The 20582-nt window shown below is 61.9% G+C and carries 20 protein-coding genes; 11 read left to right on the top strand and 9 right to left on the bottom strand.

The genetic code is table 11. From position 1 onward, the window contains the following. Window positions 1-7 precede the first annotated feature (7 nt). The 4 genes from CXR25_RS06780 (at window position 8) to CXR25_RS06765 (ending at window position 5234) form a co-directional block, all read left to right on the top strand. Window positions 8-2050: an acetoacetate--CoA ligase gene (locus CXR25_RS06780; protein ID WP_125240465.1), complete on the top strand. Its 2043-nt coding sequence runs from the start codon at window positions 8-10 to the stop codon at window positions 2048-2050. After that, window positions 2047-2982, top strand: coding sequence for a 3-hydroxyacyl-CoA dehydrogenase NAD-binding domain-containing protein (locus CXR25_RS06775; protein ID WP_009884792.1), 936 nt, complete (start codon window positions 2047-2049; stop codon window positions 2980-2982). The genes CXR25_RS06780 and CXR25_RS06775 overlap by 4 nt, the downstream gene beginning before the upstream one ends. Before the next feature lie 80 nt (window positions 2983-3062). After that, the gene (locus CXR25_RS06770; RefSeq protein ID WP_009884791.1) at window positions 3063-3947 is read left to right on the top strand and encodes a 4-hydroxyphenyl-beta-ketoacyl-CoA hydrolase; all 885 of its coding nucleotides are present in this window, start codon (window positions 3063-3065) and stop codon (window positions 3945-3947) included. A gap of 297 nt (window positions 3948-4244) precedes the next feature. Continuing rightward, window positions 4245-5234, top strand: coding sequence for a universal stress protein (locus CXR25_RS06765; RefSeq protein WP_114385078.1), 990 nt, complete (start codon window positions 4245-4247; stop codon window positions 5232-5234). Between the two features lie 191 nt (window positions 5235-5425). Here CXR25_RS06765 and CXR25_RS06760 read toward each other — a convergent pair whose 3' ends face one another. Together CXR25_RS06760 and CXR25_RS06755 are read right to left on the bottom strand one after the other, a co-directional pair. Beyond that, window positions 5426-6184, bottom strand: coding sequence for an SDR family NAD(P)-dependent oxidoreductase (locus CXR25_RS06760; RefSeq protein ID WP_096158545.1), 759 nt, complete (start codon window positions 6182-6184; stop codon window positions 5426-5428). 52 nt (window positions 6185-6236) lie between these two features. Beyond that, window positions 6237-7379, bottom strand: coding sequence for an acetamidase/formamidase family protein (locus CXR25_RS06755; RefSeq protein WP_009884787.1), 1143 nt, complete (start codon window positions 7377-7379; stop codon window positions 6237-6239). 187 nt (window positions 7380-7566) lie between these two features. On the opposite strand from CXR25_RS06755, the gene CXR25_RS06750 reads away from it, so the two are divergent. Next, complete coding sequence (locus CXR25_RS06750) at window positions 7567-8214, top strand: phosphatase PAP2 family protein (protein WP_226829742.1); 648 nt, start codon at window positions 7567-7569, stop codon at window positions 8212-8214. A gap of 17 nt (window positions 8215-8231) precedes the next feature. On the opposite strand, the gene CXR25_RS06745 is transcribed toward CXR25_RS06750, so the two are convergent. From CXR25_RS06745 to CXR25_RS06735, 3 genes are all read right to left on the bottom strand, one after another. After that, entirely contained in the window at window positions 8232-8834 is a 603-nt protein-coding gene (locus CXR25_RS06745) for a PadR family transcriptional regulator (RefSeq protein WP_009884785.1), read from the bottom strand. Window positions 8835-8903: 69 nt separating this feature from the next. Beyond that, window positions 8904-10307, bottom strand: coding sequence for a vanillate/3-O-methylgallate O-demethylase (gene ligM / locus CXR25_RS06740; protein ID WP_009884784.1), 1404 nt, complete (start codon window positions 10305-10307; stop codon window positions 8904-8906). An 80-nt stretch (window positions 10308-10387) separates the two neighbouring features. Beyond that, window positions 10388-11239, bottom strand: coding sequence for a methylenetetrahydrofolate reductase (locus tag CXR25_RS06735; RefSeq protein WP_009884783.1), 852 nt, complete (start codon window positions 11237-11239; stop codon window positions 10388-10390). 269 nt (window positions 11240-11508) lie between these two features. On the opposite strand from CXR25_RS06735, the gene CXR25_RS06730 reads away from it, so the two are divergent. Next, window positions 11509-12822 (top strand): MFS transporter, encoded by a 1314-nt coding sequence (locus tag CXR25_RS06730; RefSeq protein WP_206426732.1) that lies wholly within the window; start codon window positions 11509-11511, stop codon window positions 12820-12822. A 28-nt stretch (window positions 12823-12850) separates the two neighbouring features. On the opposite strand, the gene CXR25_RS06725 is transcribed toward CXR25_RS06730, so the two are convergent. The 3 genes from CXR25_RS06725 to CXR25_RS06715 form a co-directional block, all read right to left on the bottom strand. Beyond that, a complete protein-coding gene (locus tag CXR25_RS06725) occupies window positions 12851-13357 on the bottom strand; it encodes a DUF3237 domain-containing protein (RefSeq protein WP_009884781.1) in 507 nt (168 codons plus the stop codon). 52 nt (window positions 13358-13409) lie between these two features. Then, on the bottom strand, window positions 13410-14282 hold the full coding sequence (locus tag CXR25_RS06720; protein WP_125178057.1) for a hypothetical protein: 873 nt from the start codon (window positions 14280-14282) through the stop codon (window positions 13410-13412). A 192-nt stretch (window positions 14283-14474) separates the two neighbouring features. Further along, complete coding sequence (locus CXR25_RS06715) at window positions 14475-14657, bottom strand: hypothetical protein (protein WP_009884779.1); 183 nt, start codon at window positions 14655-14657, stop codon at window positions 14475-14477. Between the two features lie 216 nt (window positions 14658-14873). On the opposite strand from CXR25_RS06715, the gene CXR25_RS06710 reads away from it, so the two are divergent. Then, window positions 14874-15122 (top strand): hypothetical protein, encoded by a 249-nt coding sequence (locus CXR25_RS06710; RefSeq protein ID WP_009884778.1) that lies wholly within the window; start codon window positions 14874-14876, stop codon window positions 15120-15122. 87 nt (window positions 15123-15209) lie between these two features. Here CXR25_RS06710 and thpD read toward each other — a convergent pair whose 3' ends face one another. After that, window positions 15210-16118: an ectoine hydroxylase gene (gene thpD, locus CXR25_RS06705; RefSeq protein ID WP_035279480.1), complete on the bottom strand. Its 909-nt coding sequence runs from the start codon at window positions 16116-16118 to the stop codon at window positions 15210-15212. 253 nt (window positions 16119-16371) lie between these two features. Here thpD and CXR25_RS06700 point away from each other — a divergent pair, with 253 nt between their 5' ends. The 4 genes from CXR25_RS06700 to rraA all read left to right on the top strand — a co-directional run bounded on the left by CXR25_RS06700 (window position 16372) and on the right by rraA (window position 20083). Continuing rightward, complete coding sequence (locus CXR25_RS06700) at window positions 16372-17718, top strand: dicarboxylate/amino acid:cation symporter (protein WP_206430649.1); 1347 nt, start codon at window positions 16372-16374, stop codon at window positions 17716-17718. Between the two features lie 257 nt (window positions 17719-17975). Further along, complete coding sequence (locus CXR25_RS06695) at window positions 17976-18452, top strand: hypothetical protein (RefSeq protein WP_101556656.1); 477 nt, start codon at window positions 17976-17978, stop codon at window positions 18450-18452. Between the two features lie 67 nt (window positions 18453-18519). After that, window positions 18520-19545 (top strand): D-cysteine desulfhydrase family protein, encoded by a 1026-nt coding sequence (locus CXR25_RS06690; protein ID WP_096159558.1) that lies wholly within the window; start codon window positions 18520-18522, stop codon window positions 19543-19545. A 70-nt stretch (window positions 19546-19615) separates the two neighbouring features. Continuing rightward, a complete protein-coding gene (gene rraA / locus CXR25_RS06685) occupies window positions 19616-20083 on the top strand; it encodes a ribonuclease E activity regulator RraA (protein WP_096159559.1) in 468 nt (155 codons plus the stop codon). The last annotated feature ends 499 nt before the right edge of the window (window positions 20084-20582 follow it).

Genomic DNA, 20582 nt, shown 5'->3' with positions numbered 1-20582 from the left:
CTCCGACATGCCAAAAGTCATCCGCGACGTTCCCACCGACGCCATCGAGACCAGCAGCATCGGTGCCTTCCTCACCTGGGTCAATGCCAAGTTCGGCTACTCGTTTGATGGCTGGGACGATCTCTACGCCTGGTCGATCACCGATATCGAAGACTTCTGGGAATCCGTCTGGGAGTACTTTGACGTGAAGTCCCACAGCCCGTACACCTCGGTGCTCGAGGAACGGGTCATGCCGCACGCTCGCTGGTTCACCGGAGCAACGCTCAATTACGCCGAGCACTCCCTGGGTGCGCCCGAACAGGCCGACGAGGTGGCCGTGACCGCGGTGTCCCAGACTCGTGAGGACTTCACACTCACCTACGCCGAGCTCCGCCGCGAGGTCGCCCGAGTCCGCGCCGGTCTCATCGACCTGGGAGTGAAGAAGGGTGACCGAGTCGTCGGCTATCTGCCCAATCAGCCCGAGGCCCTCGTCGCGTTCCTTGCCGCGGCCAGTCTCGGAGCGATCTGGGCCAGCTGCGCACCAGAGTTCGGCACCCAATCCGTCATCGACCGCTTCAGCCAGGTCGAACCCACCGTGCTGCTGGCAATCAGCGGCTACATGTACGGCAACAAGGCCGTCGACCGCACAGGCGAACTCACCGAGGTCCTCGCAGCACTCCCCACACTGACCCACCTCGTCTCCCTCGACTATGGGGACTTCACCCTCGATGACGACACACGCGAACAGTTCACGAACGGTGCCGGCCTCGACCACGCGATCGACGTCGTTGACTATGCGGGGCTCGGGGCAACCTCGGCGGGTACGGCCGGCGGGGCCCCCTCGGCGGAATTGGAGTTCGAACCGGTACCCTTCGACCACCCGCTATTCATCCTCTTCTCCTCCGGAACCACCGGCAGGCCGAAGGCCATCGTGCACAGCCATGGCGGCATCCTGCTCGAGACGTTGAAGAACCACACCCTGCACTTCGACCTGGGGCCCGGCAGCCAGTTCTGCTGGTTCTCCACGACCGCGTGGATGATGTGGAACACCCTCGTCGGCGGGTTGGTCGTCGGGTCCTCGATCGTCATGATCGACGGCAACCCCAACTTTCCGGATCCCAAGGAACTCTGGCGCATCGCTGCGAACACCAAAGCCACACTCATGGGTGTGGCACCTGGAGCGATCATGTCTGCCCGCAAGGCTGGGTTCAACCCCACCGAGGAATTCGACCTGTCCGCGGTCTCCCAGTTCGGCGCCGCCGGTGCACCACTGCCCGCCGAGGGGTACGAATGGGTGTACGAGCAGTTCGGTGACGATGTGCTGCTCAATGTGGGCTGCGGCGGTACCGATGTGTGTACCGGCATCCTCCAGGCTTCCCCACTGACACCGGTGTACTCGGGCGAAATGTCGGGAGTCTCCCTCGGCTTCGCCGCTTCCGCCTTCGACGCCTCCGGAAACGAAGTGGTCGATGATCTGGGCGAACTCGTCATCACCCAGCCCACCCCGTCCATGCCCGTAACCTTCTGGGGCGAGAACGGTGACGCCCGGTATGAGGCAGCGTACTTCGACAAGTACCCCAGCATCTGGCGCCACGGGGACTGGGCGAAGTTCACCACCGGCGGCGGTGTCGTCGTCACCGGCCGCTCCGACGCCACCCTCAACCGCGGCGGGGTGCGCTTGGGCACCGCGGACTTCTACTCGGTGCTCGACACCTTCGCCGAGGTAGCCGATGCCCTGGTCATCCACCTCGAGGATCCCGATGGTGGGATGGGCGAGCTCGTCCTTTTCGTCCAAACCGAGGACGGGATGTCATTCTCTGACGGACTGTCGGATCGGATTAGGACTGAGCTGAAGTCACGGCTGTCCCCCAGGCATACGCCGGACGAGGTCGTGCCGGTCACACGGATTCCACTGGGTCGCACGGGCAAGAAGCTCGAGGTCCCGGTCAAACGCATCGTTCAGGGTGCGACCGCCGAGTCAGTGGCGAGCACCGGGGCCTTGCAGGATCCGTGGTCGCTCGATGAGTACGTGGAGTATGCACAGGCACGAAAGGCGAAGGTGGAGGCATGAGTACAACTCTCAAGGTCGCGATCCTCGGTACCGGTGTCATCGGGGCCGCGTGGGCGACGGGATTCCTCACTGCCGGGCACACGGTCACGGCCTTCGACCCAGCAGACGGTGCCGAAGCGCGATTGCGGTCCCAAGTCGAGGGAAACCTCGAAGTGACCGGAGAAGGTGACATCACCTCGGCGATGGAGCGTCTGCACTTCGCAGGATCATTGGCCGAGTCGGTCGGCGATGCTGATTTCGTGCAGGAGAACGGTCCCGAGCGTCTCGACATCAAGCAGTCCATGCTCGCCGAAACCGACTCCGCAGTGCCCGCTTCCGCGATCATCGCATCGTCGACCTCCGGGTTCGCGCCGAGCGAGCTGGCGACCAAAGCGACCAATCATCCCGAACGGATCGTCGTCGGGCACCCGTTCAACCCGGCTCACCTGGTTCCCCTCGTCGAGCTCGTGCCGACACCGGCGACTCCCGCCGAGGTGGTCAAGCGTGGGCTCGAGATCTACCGGTCGATCGGGAAGAAGCCGATCCTCGTCCGTGCCGAACTGCCCGGTCATGTCACGAACCGCCTGCAGGCGGCCCTGTGGCAGGAAGCGTATTCGCTTGTCGACCGCGGCATGGTCTCTGTCGAGGACATCGATACGGCGATCTCCTATGGGCCCGGTCTGCGCTGGGCGATTCTCGGTCCCCTCGTGCAGCAGGGACTGTCCGGCGGACAGGGCGGGATGCGGCACGTGCTCGAGCACCTGGGACCACCACAGGAAGTGTGGATGCGTGACTTGGGGCAGGTCCACCTCGGCGAGGAGTTGACTGACAAGCTGGTCGCCGGGGTCGACGATGAGCTCGAGGGCAAGGATCCTGTGCTCATCGCCAAGCAACGCGACGAGATGCTGCTTGAACTCATCGCCCTCAAGCGCAAGTACGGGGAGCTTCCCTAGAGCCAGTTCCTGGGCACTGAGGTACAGCGTCCCTCACCCACGGCTACGATGCTGACAATCCCGTTTCCGGAAGGACACTCATGATCTACCAACCCAATATCGACCTCTCGAAGATCACCGCGATCGACGTGCACACACATGTCGAAGCCGATGCCCACCAACACACCTCGCTCGATCGCGAACTCCTCGACGCCTCGGCGGGGTATTTCAAGGCACCGGTCCCCCGCACGCCCACGGTCGACGACCTCGCCGCCTACTACCGGGAGCGGAACATGGCGGCCGTGATCTTCACGGTCGACGCCAGAACGGCGCTGGGAGATCACCCTCCGGTCTCGTCGGAGATGATCGCGGAGAAGGCCGCCGAGCACAACGACGTCCTCATCCCCTTCGGTTCCGTCGATCCCCTCAACACCGCCGAGGCGATTGCCCGGGTCCACGATCTGGCGACGAACTACGGAGTCAGGGGCATGAAGTTTCACCCCAGCCTGCAGGGATTCGATCCCAGCGATCGCACCTACTACCCGATCTACGAAGCCTGCGCCGAACACGGACTGGTCACGCTCTTCCACACCGGACAGACCGGAATCGGAGCAGGACTCCCCGGCGGACGCGGAATCAAACTGCGGTACTCGGACCCGATGCTCCTCGACGACGTGGCAGCGGACTTCCCCACGCTGACGATGATCCTCGCGCACCCGTCCGTGCCGTGGGCCGATGCCTCGATCTCGATCGCCACGCACAAGTCCAACGTGTTCATCGATCTCTCCGGGTGGTCGCCGAAGTACTTCCCACCACAGCTGACCCGCGCCATCGGCTCCATGCTCAAGACCAAGACACTCTTCGGCTCCGACTTCCCGCTCATCACTCCCGAGCGTTGGATCAAGGACTTCGAGGAACTAGGTATCAAGGAGGAAGCCGTGCCGCTGATCATGAAGGACACCGCGGTGCGGGTGCTGGGGTTGTGAGATGACCGAGGCAGTATACGAACTCCGACTCCGCGGCAAGCTGCTGATGTCGATCGGACTTCCTGCCTGAGACGTCAGAGGTGGAGGCCGACCATACAGTTGAGTGCTTCCTCAGACCAGTGACGCGGAGCCGCCCCTCGACCGGTAGTTCGCCCGGATTCTCGCCGCGGAAGATGGGACGACACGTTATTCTACGTTCTGTAGAATTGTTGCTATGGTTGTAGTAGCGAATTCGATCGTCATCAACACGGCTTTCGCGTTCGTCGTGATCAGGGAAACTCCGATGAGAGGATTGCAATGAATAGCAGCGCTGGCACGGCTCCAATCACCACACCCTTCGATTCCGCAGAGCGAGACCTCGATGTCATGGTCGGATTCGATGGCTCCGAACACGCACAATCTGCACTTCACTTCGCAGCTGTGGAGGCTTTGAGCCGCGGTATCGGGCTCACGGTCGTCACCGCATTCAGCGTCCCGCTGATGATCTATCCCAACATGGCATCACTTCCGGCCCAACCCGAGGACCAGTTCAGACGGGAACTCGCCGAGAAGACTCTTAGCGAGGCACGCGAATCCCTCAGGGAATACCCGGGAAAAGCAGAATTCGTGACCACGCAGGGAGACGCCACCGGCGCCCTCGTCAAACTTTCGGCTCGGGCGAAGCTGGTCGTCGTAGGAGCCCGCGGTCGGGGAGGCTTCGTCGGGCGGATTCTGGGATCGGTCGCGGCGGCACTGCCCGCCCATGCCCATTGCCCCACCGTCGTGGTGCCCAGTGGCTATCAGCCGGTCGAGGCCCAAGGCGCCGAGCGCTTCACCCACGGAACGACCGACTCCCCTGTCGTCGCTGCGATCGATGGATCCGAGCAGAGTCGCATGGTCCTGCTCACGTCGGCACAGCAGGCCGAACACCGCAGCGGCAAGTTGCATATCTTCGCCGCCATGCCCCTGATTGATGAATGGGTGTATTGGTACCCTGAGCTCTACGTCGACGAGTCCAGCACCAAAACGCGCCGGAGTGAACTTGAGGAGTCGATCGAGGCCGAACTCTCCTGGCTCCAGGAGCTGCACCCGTCCGTGGACATCACGGCCGAGGTCGCCGTTGGTGAGCCGATCTCCCTGATCGCCGCCAAGACGCGTTCGTCTGCTCTCACGGCCATCGGCACTCGCGGTCGCGGCGCAGTCAAGAGCGCTCTGCTGGGTTCAATATCACGCGGTGTCATCAACAACGCTGAAGGGCCGGTCCTGGTTGTCCCGACTGAGGCGATGCACGACGTCACCGACCGCTGACAAACAGGTCTAGTCCGCTGTGCTGCTCCCGGACCCTGCGGACACTGCGCTGCAGGGTCCGGGGTGGCCCCCCCACTTCGCAGGTCGTACATGCAAATGACCCGGAGCAGAAGGACGCCGAGGATCGCAAGGACGATGAAACCCAAGCCCCACGCGACGAGTCCGATGACGACTGAACGATCACACTGATTTCAGAACTGGATCCCGCGAGTCAATGCTCCGTCGATCAATAGGTTCGCCCCAGACGTCCGGCTCGACAGAGGACTGGATAGGAAGACGACGCTGGCAGCTGTCTCCGCTGGTGTTCCCATACGTCCTGTGGGGTTCAGACCCAGCGCGAACGAGAACAACTCAGGATCGTTCGTCTCGATTCCCGGCCACACTCCATCCTCGTGATATGTATTGCCCGGCGACACCGTATTCACCCTGATGCCCTTGTCAGCCAGGCTGAGAGCCAACCCGGCCATGTAGCCGATGATCGCGGTCTTCATCGTGCCATACGGCCCGGATGCGAAGTCGGCCTCACGCCCCGAGACACTCGAGATGGAGATCAGCGACGCCACATCGCTCATCTCCAAATGGGGAATGACGAGTTTGGACAGGTTGACCGTGCCCATCATGTCGACGTTGAACGACTCGTACCAGTTCTCCTCGGTGTCCGGAATCGCCAAGGCGCTGACACTGCTGACAACCATGTCGATGGTGCCGAACTCTGCGACTGTGGCATCAACCCATGCGGACAGAGACGTGGCATCTCGAACATCGAGGACCGTGCCGAGGGCCCTACCCTTCGAAGCCAAAGACTCTTCCGCCTCGGCGACCTCTGAGGCGCTTCGTGCGCAGAAGGCCACGTTTGCGCCCTCGGCCAGAAAAGCCTCAACGATGGCACGCCCGATACCGCGTGTGCCTCCGGTGACCATTGCTGACTTTCCGCTGATCTTCAAGTCCATGGTGAGACCCTTTCTCTTCGACGTTCGCGGGTTCTGAGTTCGCTGTCTGGGATCAGACCAAAGAGCGAGCACGATCGCGGAGGTCCGCGTGCATCCCGTTGAACGCGCTCCGCTCCGGCAGCAGGGACTTCGCGATCTTCGTCATCACGCTGTAATTGGTGTCGACGACATTGGCGACGGGGACCAGCGAGATCTGGGTGAGCAGCTGATAGGCGTCCATCCTGTCCAGCCCGTAGAGCTCGCCGAGCCACTGGATCATCTGCACTTGGGAGATCCTCCACGAGTCCTCCATCGGTCGGGAGGATCCGACGACCATCCAATGAGCGTCGTCTTCCAGACGCGGCCACGCCGGAGCACCGCCTTTGATGAGATCGACGATGATCGTCGAGTTCATCGCTCCCTCCACTGCAGTACCGCAGGCTTCACCTTCGCCCTGCCGGTAGTGTCCGTCGCCGATGGAGAACATGGCACCTTCAACGTTCACACCGAAGTAGGCAGTCGTCCCGACTCTCATCTCCGGGGTATCCATGTTTCCGCCGAAGCGTTCGGGTGTCAGAGAGGAATGCACCTCTCCGCCGGCCGGGGCCACCCCAACGGTTCCGAGCATGGGTTCGATCGGCAGGGCGACTTCGAAATCGCCCGTGCATGTCTGGAATCCCACGGTCTGCGCGGTGGAGTCGATTTCATAGATCCAGACGCCTTCGGGAAGATGATCGTGGAGCAGGCTCGTCCTGTCAGTGGCGGTCAGCCCGCCGAAGAAGGGAATCATGGCGGAAGCACCCCAACCACGAGCCGGGGTCAGGTCGACGATGTGGAGAGCCAGCGTGTCCCCAGGTTCGGCCCCTTCGACATAGAAAGGGCCGGTCTGTGGATTGAGACGCCGCGGATCGAGCACCGTGCTTGGAATGTCGGTGGCTGAGGTGATTGCATGGTTGAATGCGTCCTCGGACCACAGTCGCAGGGTGGTACCGGGCTTGATCGCGGCTGCCGGCCGGCAGCCGCCGAAGGTGTAGACGAATTGATTGTGTTCAGGAACAAAGTCGACGACGTCCATACTTGATGCTACGTGATCATTGTCACTGGGCCAATGGTTCTGCTGGTCGCCCCAGGGCGCTGATTCGTCACCGTGCACGGGATCTGCACTGAACGCCTCATGAACTTCCTTGGAATGGGCGACGTCTTCGATCTGCAACATGACAGGGCTGAGGCAGTTCCCGAACTACAGCAGTGTCAACAGCAGCACTTGCGACGGACTAGACTTTCCCATGATGGTTGTCGATTCACATACGGCGTCTGATGATCCGGTTGGCATTCCCTCCGATCGTGACAGACTGCGGGCTCAGAGCAAGGGGTGGCTGGATCAGGCGACCTCAATTTGGGTCTTGACGCTGGGTTTCATCGTGCTGACCGTCCTCGCCGCCGGGCCGGTACGAGTACTGGACTACCAACTCAATCGGCGTTGGCTCTATCTCTTCAATCCCGATCTGGTGTGGTTCGCACAGAACGTGTTGGATCGCATCGCCGGGCAAGCAGTCTGTCTGCCTGTGCTGGCGGCCGTGGCGATCACCCTCGCGTATCGACGCCGATCCTGGCGTCCGATCGGATTCGCGCTGGCAACGGAAGCAGCGTTCTACATCGGCGTCGGGGGTCTGAAAGTTCTCCTGGCACGGCCGTCGACGACCTTGCACGATCCGAGGTTCTTCCAAGGTGGTCTGCTCGACTTGGGTGATCGTGGAATCAGCTACCCCTCTGGGCATTCCTCCGAAGCGATCCTCATCTACGGGGCAGCTGTCTACCTGATCGCCCATTACAGCGGCGCCTCCCAAAGAGTCGTGCACGGACTCAGCTGGGTCGTGGCAGCGATCGCCATGAATTCCGTCGTGGTGTCATTCCTCCTCGGGTGGCACTGGATCACCGACCTCGTCGGCGGCCTCATCGCCGGTGGTCTGTTCCTGCGAATCCTGACGACGCTCGACCAGCGGCTCCTGGACCGGGAGCGAAGGAAGACCTTCCTCGCTGCAACTCTGTGAGCGGCTTCGATCTCGCCCTAGTGCGAACTCCCTGCGGCAGTGCGCTCGAGTCTTTTGCTGAGCTTCAGCCCCCGCTGCGCCCATTCGATCTCACTGCGGGCACGAGCGGCCAAACCTTCGTAGGCGAACTTCTTGTAGGCGATGGTGACTTCACGGTCCGCATCGGCGGTGACCGCCAGACGGCGATTGAGCATCGGGGATTCGAGTGCCTCGATCGTAGCGATCTCGTCCTCCCAGACCTGCAGCTCACTCTTCCAGTGAGCGATATGTTCATTGAGGAATGCGTAGACAGCCGCCTGGTCGGCTGATTCCAGATAGGCGGCTCGCAGGTGGGCGGCATCTCGTGTGCGTTGGTACTTCAGTGGGCCGTTCATCCAGTCGGTGAAGGCACGCTCCCCCGCCTCGGTGACATGGTAGACGCGGCGCATTCCGGCGGATCCACGGGTCTGCTCCTCGGCGACGATGAGCTCTTCCGTCGCCATTTTCCGCAGTTCCGGATAGATCTGCGAATCCGGGGCATGCCAGACGTGGCCGACGGACTGGGAGAACTGCTTCTGCAGCTCGTAGCCGGACATCGGGCCGATGCGCAGCAGAGCCAGGAGTGCACTTCGGAGACTCATCGTGGTTCCTATTCTGTGAATCAGCGAGGCGCCCGGGCGCTCTGCCCGGGCCCCTTCAGACTACAACTCTCAGGCGTCTTGGCCGGTGCGCCACCCGCCACGGTAGGTCTGACGTGCAACGGTCGAATACGGAACGGGGCTGACGACGACGCCGACCTCGGTCTGCTCATGGGGCTCGACCGATGCCTTCGAGGTACCACCGTCGGGCTCGCCCCAGACGACCTTGAGCTCAGCACCCTCGGGAACGTCGGGATTGACCGTGGCCAAGGACAGACCTCGGCGCTCATTGGCCGAATAGCCGGTGAACATCGAGAACCCGACGACATTGCCATCGGCGTCGATGACCGAGTCATAGTTCGCCGAACCGTAGTTGGCCAAGGGCAGATCGAAGTACTTGTAATTCGGTCCATCGACGTTGAGCGGGGAGGCCAACACTTCACCCAAGTCGTCGGCGTCCCAGGCCAGCGTCACCTTCTTGCGCTGCGCTGCCGGATCCATGGCCTCCAGCGCGCTGCGGCCGATGAAGTCGTGGTCGAACTTCACGAACGACCCGTAGCCGAGCTCCCACGGGGTCAGGTAGTAGTCCTCGATGTTGTCGGAGACGAACGACCCGGCCAGTGTGCCGGTCGCTTCATAGCTGTCAGCGCCGAGCCATTCGCGGTATCCACGCTCGGCCTCACCGGAGTAGATGGCCGGCAGCGGCGAGGGGATCCAACCCGACTCCAGGGTGTTCGATGGGTAGGCTCGCGCACCGACGGGCAGGAGACCGAACTCGGCGCCCGCCTCGACGATGGCATCCCTGATCTCATCATGGTCCTGGTAAGGTCCCCAGATCTCGAGGCCGGGGGCACCGGCCATGCCGTGGCGCAGGGTGCGGACCTGTTTGCCGGCGATGGTCATGGTCGACATGTTGAAGAAGCGCAGCTTCTCCAGTTCGCCACCATTGAGCTTCTCGATGATCGCCCAGGCATTGGGGCCCTGGATCTGGAAGCGGTAGTAGCGGCGGCTGACGGCGTGGCCGTATGGCCGCGATGGGGACCGGCGATCGACCTCGATGTCGAGGTTCGCATAGCCGCCGGTCTCACCGTGGTAGAGCAGCCAGTTCGATGCCGGCGAGCGCCCCACGTACACGTACTCGTCCTCGGCCTCATGGAAGAGGATGCCGTCGCCGATGACGTGGCCGGATTCGGTGGTGGGCACGTACTGTTTGGCCTTGTTCACGGCGAACTTGGCCACGGAGTTGATCGCGGTGTCAGAGATCAGGTTGATGGCATCGGAGCCCTTGAGGAACACGTTGTCCATGTGGTGTGACTGGTCGTAGAGGACTGCAGTTTCGCGCCAGGCCTTCTGTTCCTTGATCCAGTTGGTGAAGTCGGCGGGGACGACCGGGTAGATGTAGGAGCCGATCTGCGAATTGCGCAGGTGGTCGACGGCATTGGTCGAATCGAGGATCTGCTGGAGATTGTCGGTCATGGTCGATGAACCTCTCTGTTCTTGTCGCTGTGTGGGTGCTGCTGTGGAGTGGCGACTTGCTGGGTCGTCGGGTATCGCTGTTATGCCTGTGTGGTGAAGTCCTGGACCCATTCGGCTGTGGCCGCGAGTCCGCCGAAGGTGTAGAAGTGGGTCTTCACCCCTGATGTCGCCGAGGTGATGGACTCATATGAGGACAGATCGGTGAGGAATCTGTCCGGTCCGGCTGTGCCGAGGAGGTTCGTCAGTGAGAACCCGTACTTCTTCGCGATTCCCGCACTGGTGCCCACTCCGAAGCGGCGAGCATAGCCCAGGAGTCGCTTGATGCCTGCGGGCCCTGGCGTGCCGATGCGGATGTCGGCCTCGACGCCGTGGCCACGCACCTCGTGGACCCACGCCACGACTGCCTCGGCGTCGAAGGCGAACTGGGTGAGCACGACTTGGCCCAGCCCCTGTTCCGTCAGCGATGCGCTTTTGGCCGACATGTGCTCCCACAGGGTTTGGGTGCTGATGTCGGGATGGCCCTCGGGGTAGCCGGCGATCCCCACCTCGGCCACACCGTATTCCTGCAGGATGCCTGTGCGAATGACCGAGAGCGAATCGGGGTAGGGACCTTCAGGGGTCGCGGGGTCTCCCCCGACGACGAAGACACGGTCACTGGCTCCGGCCTGCTGGAGAGCGTCGAGGAACTCGCGCAGCTCGGTCTCAGACTTCAGTCTGCGAGCCGAGATGTGGGGCACGGGGACGAACCCGAGTTCGAGCACTTCCTTCGCCGCCTCGAGGCGCATCTCGAGGTTCTCATTGCCGAGGAACGTGATGTTGACGCGTGTTCCCTGGGGAATCGCGTGGGCGGCCTGCTGGAGGCCGGGGACGTCTTTGCCGGTCATCTCCAGCGAGAAGTCGTCCAAGACGTTGGTTGCGGTCGATGCCTCCACGTGGTGATTCCTTTCATGAACACTGCGGTGGGTTCGTGAAATCACTATACGCATAGGCATTTACCTATGTCCATAGGTAACTTGATTATTGACATCGCTCGCTGGCGCGGAGGCACGGACGACCATTGCCCGAGCATCTCGGCGCTGATAATGTGCCCATCATCACGTTTTACCTATCTTCATAGGCATCTTGCAACGATGCGGATGCTTATCTCACCACAGAATCGGAGTACGCGGTGGACCTGCGCGAACGACTCAACACCTCTCGAATGTCGACCTATCAGTGGCTGATCGTCGGCATCTGCACCTTCCTCAACGCCCTCGACGGTTACGACGTCCTGGCCATCTCGTTTACCTCGAACCAGGTCAGTGAGGAGTTCTCCCTGTCCGGAACGGCTCTCGGTCTCGTGATGAGCGCCGCGCTGCTCGGGATGGCGATCGGTCCCCTGACCCTGGGACCGGTCGCCGACCGGATCGGACGACGGAACATGACGATCATTGCTCTCATCGTCAATATCTGCGGTCTCTTCCTCTCCGCCACCGCCACCTCGGCGACGGAACTGGGCATCTGGCGCATCGTCACGGGCCTGGGCATCGGCGGCATCCTCGTGGGCACCAATGTCATCTGCGCCGAATACGCCTCACGCAAGCGTCGTGGCCTGGTCATCAGCATCTACACCGCCGGCTACGGAATCGGTGCGGCGCTCGGCGGATCGGTGATGGTCTCACTCATCGCCACCTCCGGATGGCGTTCGGTCTTCATCCTCGGTGGATGCCTGGCCACGCTGTCTCTGGTGCTCGTCCTCTTGCTGGTCCCCGGATCGCCGTCCTATCTCTACAACCGGCGACCGGAGAACGCGGTGAAGAAGCTGACGCTGATCGCCCGCCGGCTGGGCCACACCGAGCCTGTTGATCTGAATGCCACGACCGCGGAGCAGGAGAACAAGGCGGACGATTCCGGTGTACTGGCACTATTCAACCGTCGCAATCGCCGTGTCACCTTCGTCGTCTGGGCAACGTTCTTCATCGTCATGTTCGGCTTCTACTTCGTCAACTCCTGGACCCCACGCCTCATGAACGAATCCGGGCTCACCGACACCTTGTCGATGATCGTCACCGTCGGACTGACCTTGGGAGGAGCCATCGGATCCGTGGCCTTCGGACTGTTCACCTCACGCTGGTCAACCCGCTCGGTGCTGATGAGCTTCTCCGTGCTGGCCGCGATCCTCATGGCCGTCTTCATCTTCACCGCGCAGTGGATCGTGCTGGTCATCGTCGTCGGTGTGCTGGTGGGAATGTTCAGCAACGGCTGCATCGCCGGCCTCTACGTCCTCACTCCGCAGTCCTACTCGTCTTCCCTGCGCTCGACCGGCGTGGGCTGGGGAATCGGCATCGGTCGCTTCGGCGCGATCATCGCCCCGACAGCCACGGGTGCGATGCTCGACGGTGGGTGGAGTCCGCAGGCGATCTACGTCTTCGTCGGTGTTGTCCTCCTCCTGGCGGCGGTCGTGCTGCTGGGTATGCGCGGAGTCGACGTCGAGGCGAACCGGAAGCCGGAGATTCGGGAAGGCGCTGCGGTGTGAGGTGTGGACCTCAGAGGAGGATTGAGCGTTACAGCACCTGGGAGATATCGATCCTCACACCGTTGGGGCTGCGAACTCCGGAGCCAATGAACAGGACCTCGCTCATCCAGGCATAGGGACCGGACCGGTCAGCACTCAGGCGGGGTACGCACCGAAAGTAGATTCTCTCGGGATCGACGTGTTCACCGTTCATCAGTTTGTTCAGGTCGCTGGTGCTGCCGGTGCGCAGCGCACGGTTCTCCACGAGAACATGGTGCCCGTCATCGGTTTTCAGCACATAGTCTGCCGCGAGGTAGGCAACGGTGTCGATCGGGTACTGCTGGAAGTCGGCACCGGCGTCGAGGACTGTGCCGTTGAGTTCTGGTCCGGTGACTCGGCCGCCGCGGATCGGGACGATTTTGCGCAGCCCGTCGACCGTATTGCCGATCATGATCGGTGCCTCCACTTCAACGTCGATGGTCGCCAGGTACGCCAGTTCCGGAGGCGTGATTTCGTTTGGGGGCGTGCCGGTCGGCTTCCCGGGCACTGCATTCATCCAGGTCTCTCCTCGTAGTCGCCGGTGGTGGCCCTATTCGTACCTCGAGCGGTCACGCGTCGAAGTTGGAACAGCTTTCGCGTGCCTGGTCGAGCGACGTGGAGAGACCGTCGGTGTCCATCGTCGCCCCGTCACTGATGAGCTCGTAACCAATCTTCTCCAGCTCAGCGTCGACCGGTTCGCTCGTACCGCCTCCCCCACTGCCGAACAGGCCTCCTGCAGCCGCCACCTCATTCCACACAGGGTCGTCGCCGAACTTCGGTTCCTCGGACTCCCACGCCGCCGCATCGGGATACTGTTCAAGCGTCTGCTCGACAATTCGGCACCCGTAGACCGTCTGTCCCGTTTCGGAGGTGTCCGCGGCAGACGGCTGACCTTCGTAGCTCGTCGACAGAAAGTCTCCGCAGACAGAGATCGTCGAATCAACGAGGGGCCCGAATTGGTCCCTCTGCAGCGTATTCACGGCACCGACGAGCTCACGGCCCAGATCTTGCACTTCTTGGTCTACGGGATCACCCATCGGTGCAGCCCCACCGAACAGACTGCCAATGGACATCAGCTCAGAAAGAACCCGATCCTCGCCGAGTTCTGGGGGAGAATCTGTCCATGCCTGGCTGTCTGGAAAGTCGGTCTTCACCTTGTCGGCCAACTGGCATCCATATGCGATCTGGTCGTCCGGAGACATTGTCCCGGCCGCCGAGGAATTGCTCTGGGCGCTGTCTTCAGTGCTGTCACCAGATGACCCACCAACGGCGGATTCGGAACCTGAGCAGCCCGAAAGTCCAATCACCAGCGCGAACATCCCAGCGCCGACAGCTCTCGATACAGTCCGCTGTCCCAAGAGAGACGGCCTCGGCGAATCCACGTCACAGGTCTGCATATTTGTCCTCTTCAGAAGGTGTTCGTCGCTCGTCGCCGGCTTCACTGCGGGCGTAATGGTCTACGGAGCCGATTCTGCCATAAGAACGGCGTGGCACCGTTGACTGACTCCCGAGCTCGGCGTCTCGCTGCCGCCGGCCCTCGGCAGTCAACGCCGGAGATGACAAGGCGCGCTGTCGCAGAGGATCGAACTTCCGATCCTCTGCGACAGCGCTCGTCATTTCAAGTGTGAACCCGGTCAGTAGTGTCCTGGCGGGTCACTGGCGGGGAATGATTCGTCTTCCCATTCGTCGACCATCTTGTCGTCGTGATCGTGTCGGCTCTGCGCGGATTCTGACCTTTCAGCGGAACCTTCGGTCGCCTCGGCGGGGGAGGTTGAGGACTCGTCCTGCCCGTTCTCTGGCTGGTGATTCTCAGACATGGCTGCACCTCCCCTCGGAAATCAGTGCTCGAACCTGGTATCACCATCATGCGCGCTCAATCGCCCCAGCGATACGGCAACGGCGTGATTTTCGTCAACCATTTCGGACACAATCGCCCGGTAGCGACGGCGACAGCATCAGTCCCCTACTGAGCCGGAGCCTCCCGGAGTAGCATGAGAACCAAGTACGATCTGCGCAATGCGAGGTGTTGGGACATGAACGATGATCAGAACCTGCAGACGAAGGCCGATGAGATCAACAGCAGACTCGATGAGGCGGCCTCGAGGGCCAGCGGACCCGACGTCTCGTACGGATCGACTCCCGGATACGTCCAGGACAATGTCGAAGAGGATGCTCAGGCCGCTGCCGAGGACGAAGGTGTGACGCTCTATCGTCACCCGGACGGCTCGCACGAGGCGGTCGACGAAACGAAGATGACTCCCGAGTCCGACTCAGACGGCTGACCCGCCACGCAAGGATGAAGCCCGGCACCTGAACGACCAGGTGCCGGGCTTCTGAGCATGCCTGCTCCATCAGGCGGTCCAGGGACCTCAGGAACCGGCGGGAGTGAAGTCCGTGCTGCCGGCGAACTCGGGCCGCGGCTTCGGTGCGGCGAAGGGTTCGACGCACGTGTTCTCCACCGAGTTGTAGACGATGAAGATGTTCGACCGCGAATACGGTGTGACATTGCCGTTCGAGGCGTGCATGCAGTTGGAGTCGAACATGACCGCACCGCCGGCGGGCCCTTCGAGGACGTCGATGCCGTACTCATCGGCGAAGTCGCTCAGCGTCTGCGGATCAGGGGTGCCCGCACCCTGCATCACCAGCGACTTCTTGTAGTTGTCCTCCGGTGTGCCGCCGACGCAGCTGATGTAGCGCTGATGCGATCCGGGCATGATCATCAGCGGCCCGTTGAACGAGTAATTGTCGGTCAGCGACAACGACAGGCTCACGGCACGCGGCTCGGGCATACCATCCTCGGCGTGCCAGGTTTCGAAGTCTGAATGCCAGGAGAATTCCTTGCCGACGAAACCGGGCTTGTAGTTGATGCGGCTCTGGTGGATATAGACCTCGGACCCCAACAGCTGTTCAGCGCGGGCGATGACCCGCGGATCATTGGCGATCTTGCGGAAGATCTCGTTGCTGCGGTGGATGTCGAAGATCGACCTGACCTCGTTGGACTTCGCCTCGACAATGGTCGCGTCGTCGTCCTTGATCGTCGGATCGTTGGCCAAACGGTGCAGCTCGGCCCGGAACGTCTCGAGCTCATCCGGGGTGATGAGCTCGTCGATGGTGAGATACCCCTTGTCGTCGTAATGCTGCAGCGTCGCCGCGTCGAGGGGGCCCTGTTCGGCCGAACCGAATGCGATCGGACCCCTGCGGTCGAGAATTTCGGTTTTCTCGCCGGATCGAGTGGGGTAGAGATCCTTGGTTGTCGATGGTGAGATTACAGTCATCATTCTCCTTCCTCGGATTGTGCGAATGCCTCGTCGCCCCGGGACAGGATCTGCGGGAACGACAGAAGCATTCCGCTTGTGCCGCCACGCTAACAGGGGGATCGATTCGGTGAAACCCCCGTTCTGGCTCATCCGTCCTGGTGGTCGAACCGCCGCTGAGACAAGCGCACTTCCTGTTCTCGGGCGGACTAGGATCTGCGTAGCCACCCTCATGTCGTGGCACTTCCCATGTCCCTCGTGTTGAAAGGCAGGACAGATGTCGACCCCCGCCGACTCCGAGCTTCAGCCGCCCGCCTCGCCCAGATCCTCGTCGAGACTTCGCAGCATCCTGGCCAGCTACCGCTTCCCGCTATTCATCCTCACCGGCGTCGTCATCGGTGCGATCATCGGACTGATCTTCGGCGAAAAGGCCACGGTCATCAAACCCTTCGGCACACTGTTCATCAACATGATGTTCACCCTCGTCGTGCCGCTGGTCTTCTTCTCCATCTCCTCGGCGGTGGCGGGTATGTCCTCAGCCACCAGGCTGGGCAAGATCCTGGGCAGCATGCTCGGCATCTTCGCCATCACCGGCATCATCGCCTCGATCGTGATGATCGCGGCCCTGTGGATCACCAAAGCCACCGTGGGCGTCAAGGTCGAGATGACCCAACCCGAGGACGTCGAAGAGGTCGGGTCGATCGGTGATCAGCTTGTGTCGACCTTCGTCGTTGACGACTTCTCGAAGATCCTCTCCGCCGAGCACATGCTCGCCCTCATCGTCTTCGCCGTCATCGTCGGCATCGCCACCTCCAAGATCGGCGCAGTCGGCAAACCCTTCGCCCAGTTCCTCCGCTCCGGTTCCGAGGTCTTCCTCAAGTTCACCTCGATCATCATGTACTACGCCCCGATCGGCCTGGGCGCCTACTTCGCAGCTCTGATCGGTGAGCTCGGAGCACAGCTGGTCGGTGACTACGTCCGCGCCTTTCTCGTCTACTACCCCGTGGCCATCGTCTACTTCGTCGTCGCCTTCACCCTCTATGCCTTCCTCGCCGGCGGCCGGCGCGGGATCTTTGCGTTCTGGTCGAACATCATCGAACCGACTGCGATCTCCTTGGGCACGTCCTCCTCGGTGGCGGCGATCCCGGCCAATCTCCGAGCCGGCAAGCGCATCGGCGTGCCCCGCGATATACGGGAGACGATCATTCCGATCGGGGCGACGATCCACATGGAGGGCTCGAGCCTGTCCGCGATCCTAAAGATCGCCTTCCTCTTCGCCGTCTTCGGCCGCGACTTCTTCACCCCGGGCAACATTCTCATCGGCATCGCCGTGGCACTGCTGGCCGGGATGGTCATGGCCGGAATCCCCTCGGGTGGGTTCATCGGCGAGCTGATGATCATCACCCTCTACGGGTTCCCCGCCGCAGCCCTGCCCATCATCCAGATCATCGGCACCGTCATCGATCCCCCGGCCACCACCGTCAACGCGGTCGGCGACCAGGCCAGTTCCATGATGGTTGCCCGCGTCCTGGACGGGAAGGACTGGATGGACAAATCCGATGACGATACGACCGATGAATCGGAGGGCACCCTCGCCGAGGTGGCTTCGACCGAAAAATCTTGATCACGATCCGATTTCGACATCGTCCTTGAAAGCCTCCTTGTCGAAGTCCTGAATCGCCTTTTCCACAAAGATCCATGTGAATATCTCAAAGCTGCGATCTCATCGCAACGTGAAGTTCGCAGAACTGCAACAGTCACTGAGCGTTTTCTCAGGGACCGTTGTTCGTCGCTCACCTGCGATGACGATAATCATCGTGATCGATGACTATCTCTGACAGGCACCAGCACTGTCGGTCACCAGCAGGAGGCAAGGACGCCATGACCACCACCATTCGCAAGCACGCAGCAGCATTGGCCATCGCAGGATTCGCCGGAATCGCCGGAGTCGGGATGACCGGCGCATCCGCGCTGGCTGCAACGAGCTCCCCAGCAGATGCCGCGTCGAGTTCTGAGGTCAGTGTTGCCGTCGGCGCGCACAGTGATGGTCATCCGACGAATGCCTCCGGCTACGCGGATGCGCTTGTGAAGGCGTGGGGTGTCGGCTCCGAGGAGGAAGTCAACGAGTATGCCACGCCCGGCGTGGTCAAAGCACTGTCTGAGCATGGTGACGTGTTTGCGACGCAGTGGGATCGCATCGCCGCCGACGGGGCCGGGGAATCATCCTCCGTGGTCTACCAGAACAAGGTCACCAAAGAATTGCTGACCTTCAGCGTCAACAATGAGGGCGCCACACATGGCCTGCATCCGGCTGTTCACCATGTCCAGTTCAAGGACGCCACCCACCCGTCACTCTGAGCTGTCGTCTCACTGACCGGCTCTCAAAGATCCTGCCGAGAGCCGGTGGCAAGTAGACTCGGGAACCATGGCTGACCTCAACACACTGCCCCGCCGCCGGTACACCAACGGACCCACCGCGCTTGACCATCTCGAGCGTCTGAGCAGGCAGTTGGGCGGGCCGCAGATCTGGATCAAGCGTGATGACCAGCTGGGACTGACCCAAGGCGGGAACAAGACCCGCAAACTCGAGTTCCTCATCGCTGATGCCCTGGCCCAGGGTGCCGACACCCTCGTCACCGCAGGCGGAGTGCAGTCCAACCACTGTCGACTCACCCTCTCTGCCGCCAGGCGTGAAGGGCTCGAGTGCCACCTGGTCCTCGAAGAAGACCTCGGTTCCGATGGTGCGCCGATCCCAGCAGACGCTGGCGGGAATCCTCCGGAGCACACGGGCAATTTCCTGCTCTTCGACCTCCTCGGCGCGGACTCGGTTGAAGTCCATCCCAACGGCAGTGACCTCATTGCTCGCGCCCACGAGTTGGCTGGCGAGCTCAAGGCTCAGGGGCGCAATCCGTATGTCATCCCAGTCGGTGGCTCGAACGTCACCGGTGCCCTGGGCTATGTCGATTGTGCGCAGGAGCTGCTCACCCAGTTCGCCGAGGTGGGCCTGGACGTTTCGTCGATCGTGACCCCGAGTGGGTCTGCTGGGATGCAGGCCGGACTCATCGTCGGCCTGCACAGTGCCGGCAGTCAGATTCCGGTGGTCGGCATCAACGTCAGCCGCTCGCAGGAGGAGCAGGAGCCGAAGATCGTGGGCCTCGTCGACGAGGTGGCCTCATTCCTTGAACTTCCATCAGTCCCCCGCGAACGCAGTCTCGGCCTCGGCGACTACTTCGGTACCGGGTACGCCCTGCCGTCCCCAGAGATGGTCGAAGCCGTGCGGCTCTTTGCCCAGACCGAGGGAATTCTCCTTGACCCGGTCTACACAGGGAAGGCCGCGGCAGGTCTCATCGACCTGGTCCGGCAGGGACGGTTCGGGACCGACGATCACGTGGTCTTCATCCATTCGGGTGGAGTGCCTGGACTCTATGCTCGGGCCGGAGCATTCGCATAGTCTGGAGCCAACGACGAACGTCTTCTCAAACAATCCGCTTGCGTGACTCACCTACCTGGAGGACACCACCATGACAGTCTCGACCGCCGATCTCTGGGACGAACGCGGACCAGAGCTGGAATCTATTGCCCTGAACTTCGGTGACTTCGGCGCCAAGGACTCATTCTCCGGTCCGGCCCGAACCGTTCGCTGCTACCAGGACAACGCACTGGCGAAGTCGACGCTGTCCCAGCCCAGCGATGGTGCCGTACTCATCATCGACGGCGGCGGCTCGATCGCCACTGCCCTGATGGGTGACATGATCGCCGAGCTCGCTGTGAGCAACGGTTGGGCCGGAGTCGTCATCAATGGAGCCGTCCGCGACCGAGTGGCGCTGTCGTCCATGGGCTTGGGCATCAAGGCCCTGGCCAGCAACCCGCGCAAGAGTGCCAAAACCGGCGAGGGAGAACTCGACGTCACCCTCGAGATCGGCGGCGCCACGATTCGCCCCGGCGCCATGGTCTTCGCCGACCCCGATGGTGTAGTGGTGGAGAAGTAGCGGTGGGCAGGAAACTGCGCGAGATCAGGTACTTTCCCGATCATGGGCGGAAGCATCCGCTATGGGAAAGCGGCACCGACCAATATGCAATGGACCCCAGTGACTACGACCTGTCCGATGGACTTTCATCCGGGCTGAGGGAGTTGATGAGGTTCTGGAACGCACACTTCAGGGATTCACACGGTACAAGTTTCGAGTGGGACTCAGCTGAGAACGAGCAGCACTATTGGGAAGAAGGCGATCGGCTCCTTGAGCAGCTCCGCTCTGAGGTCGCAGACATAGCTGTCGTTAGCGATGAGCGGCGCTACTAGGGCCACTTGTGCATCGCAGTGGAGCCTTGCCGAACGTGCCCTCGGTTCGGTTCTGGTGGCAGGAGAGACTCCGACTGCCGCCCGAGCGCAAAGATTCTCACGAGACGATAAGGCGGCAATACAGTTCGGATGTCGCGAAGTAGAGTCTCGGCTAGGAGCCACGGCCCTCGCAAGTCACCGATGATCTC

The organism is Brevibacterium aurantiacum (assembly GCF_003932995.1).
GTDB lineage: Bacteria > Actinomycetota > Actinomycetes > Actinomycetales > Brevibacteriaceae > Brevibacterium > Brevibacterium aurantiacum.
The sequence above is the reverse complement of the archived record's forward strand: the minus strand, read 5'-3'. Positions and strand labels throughout refer to the sequence as shown.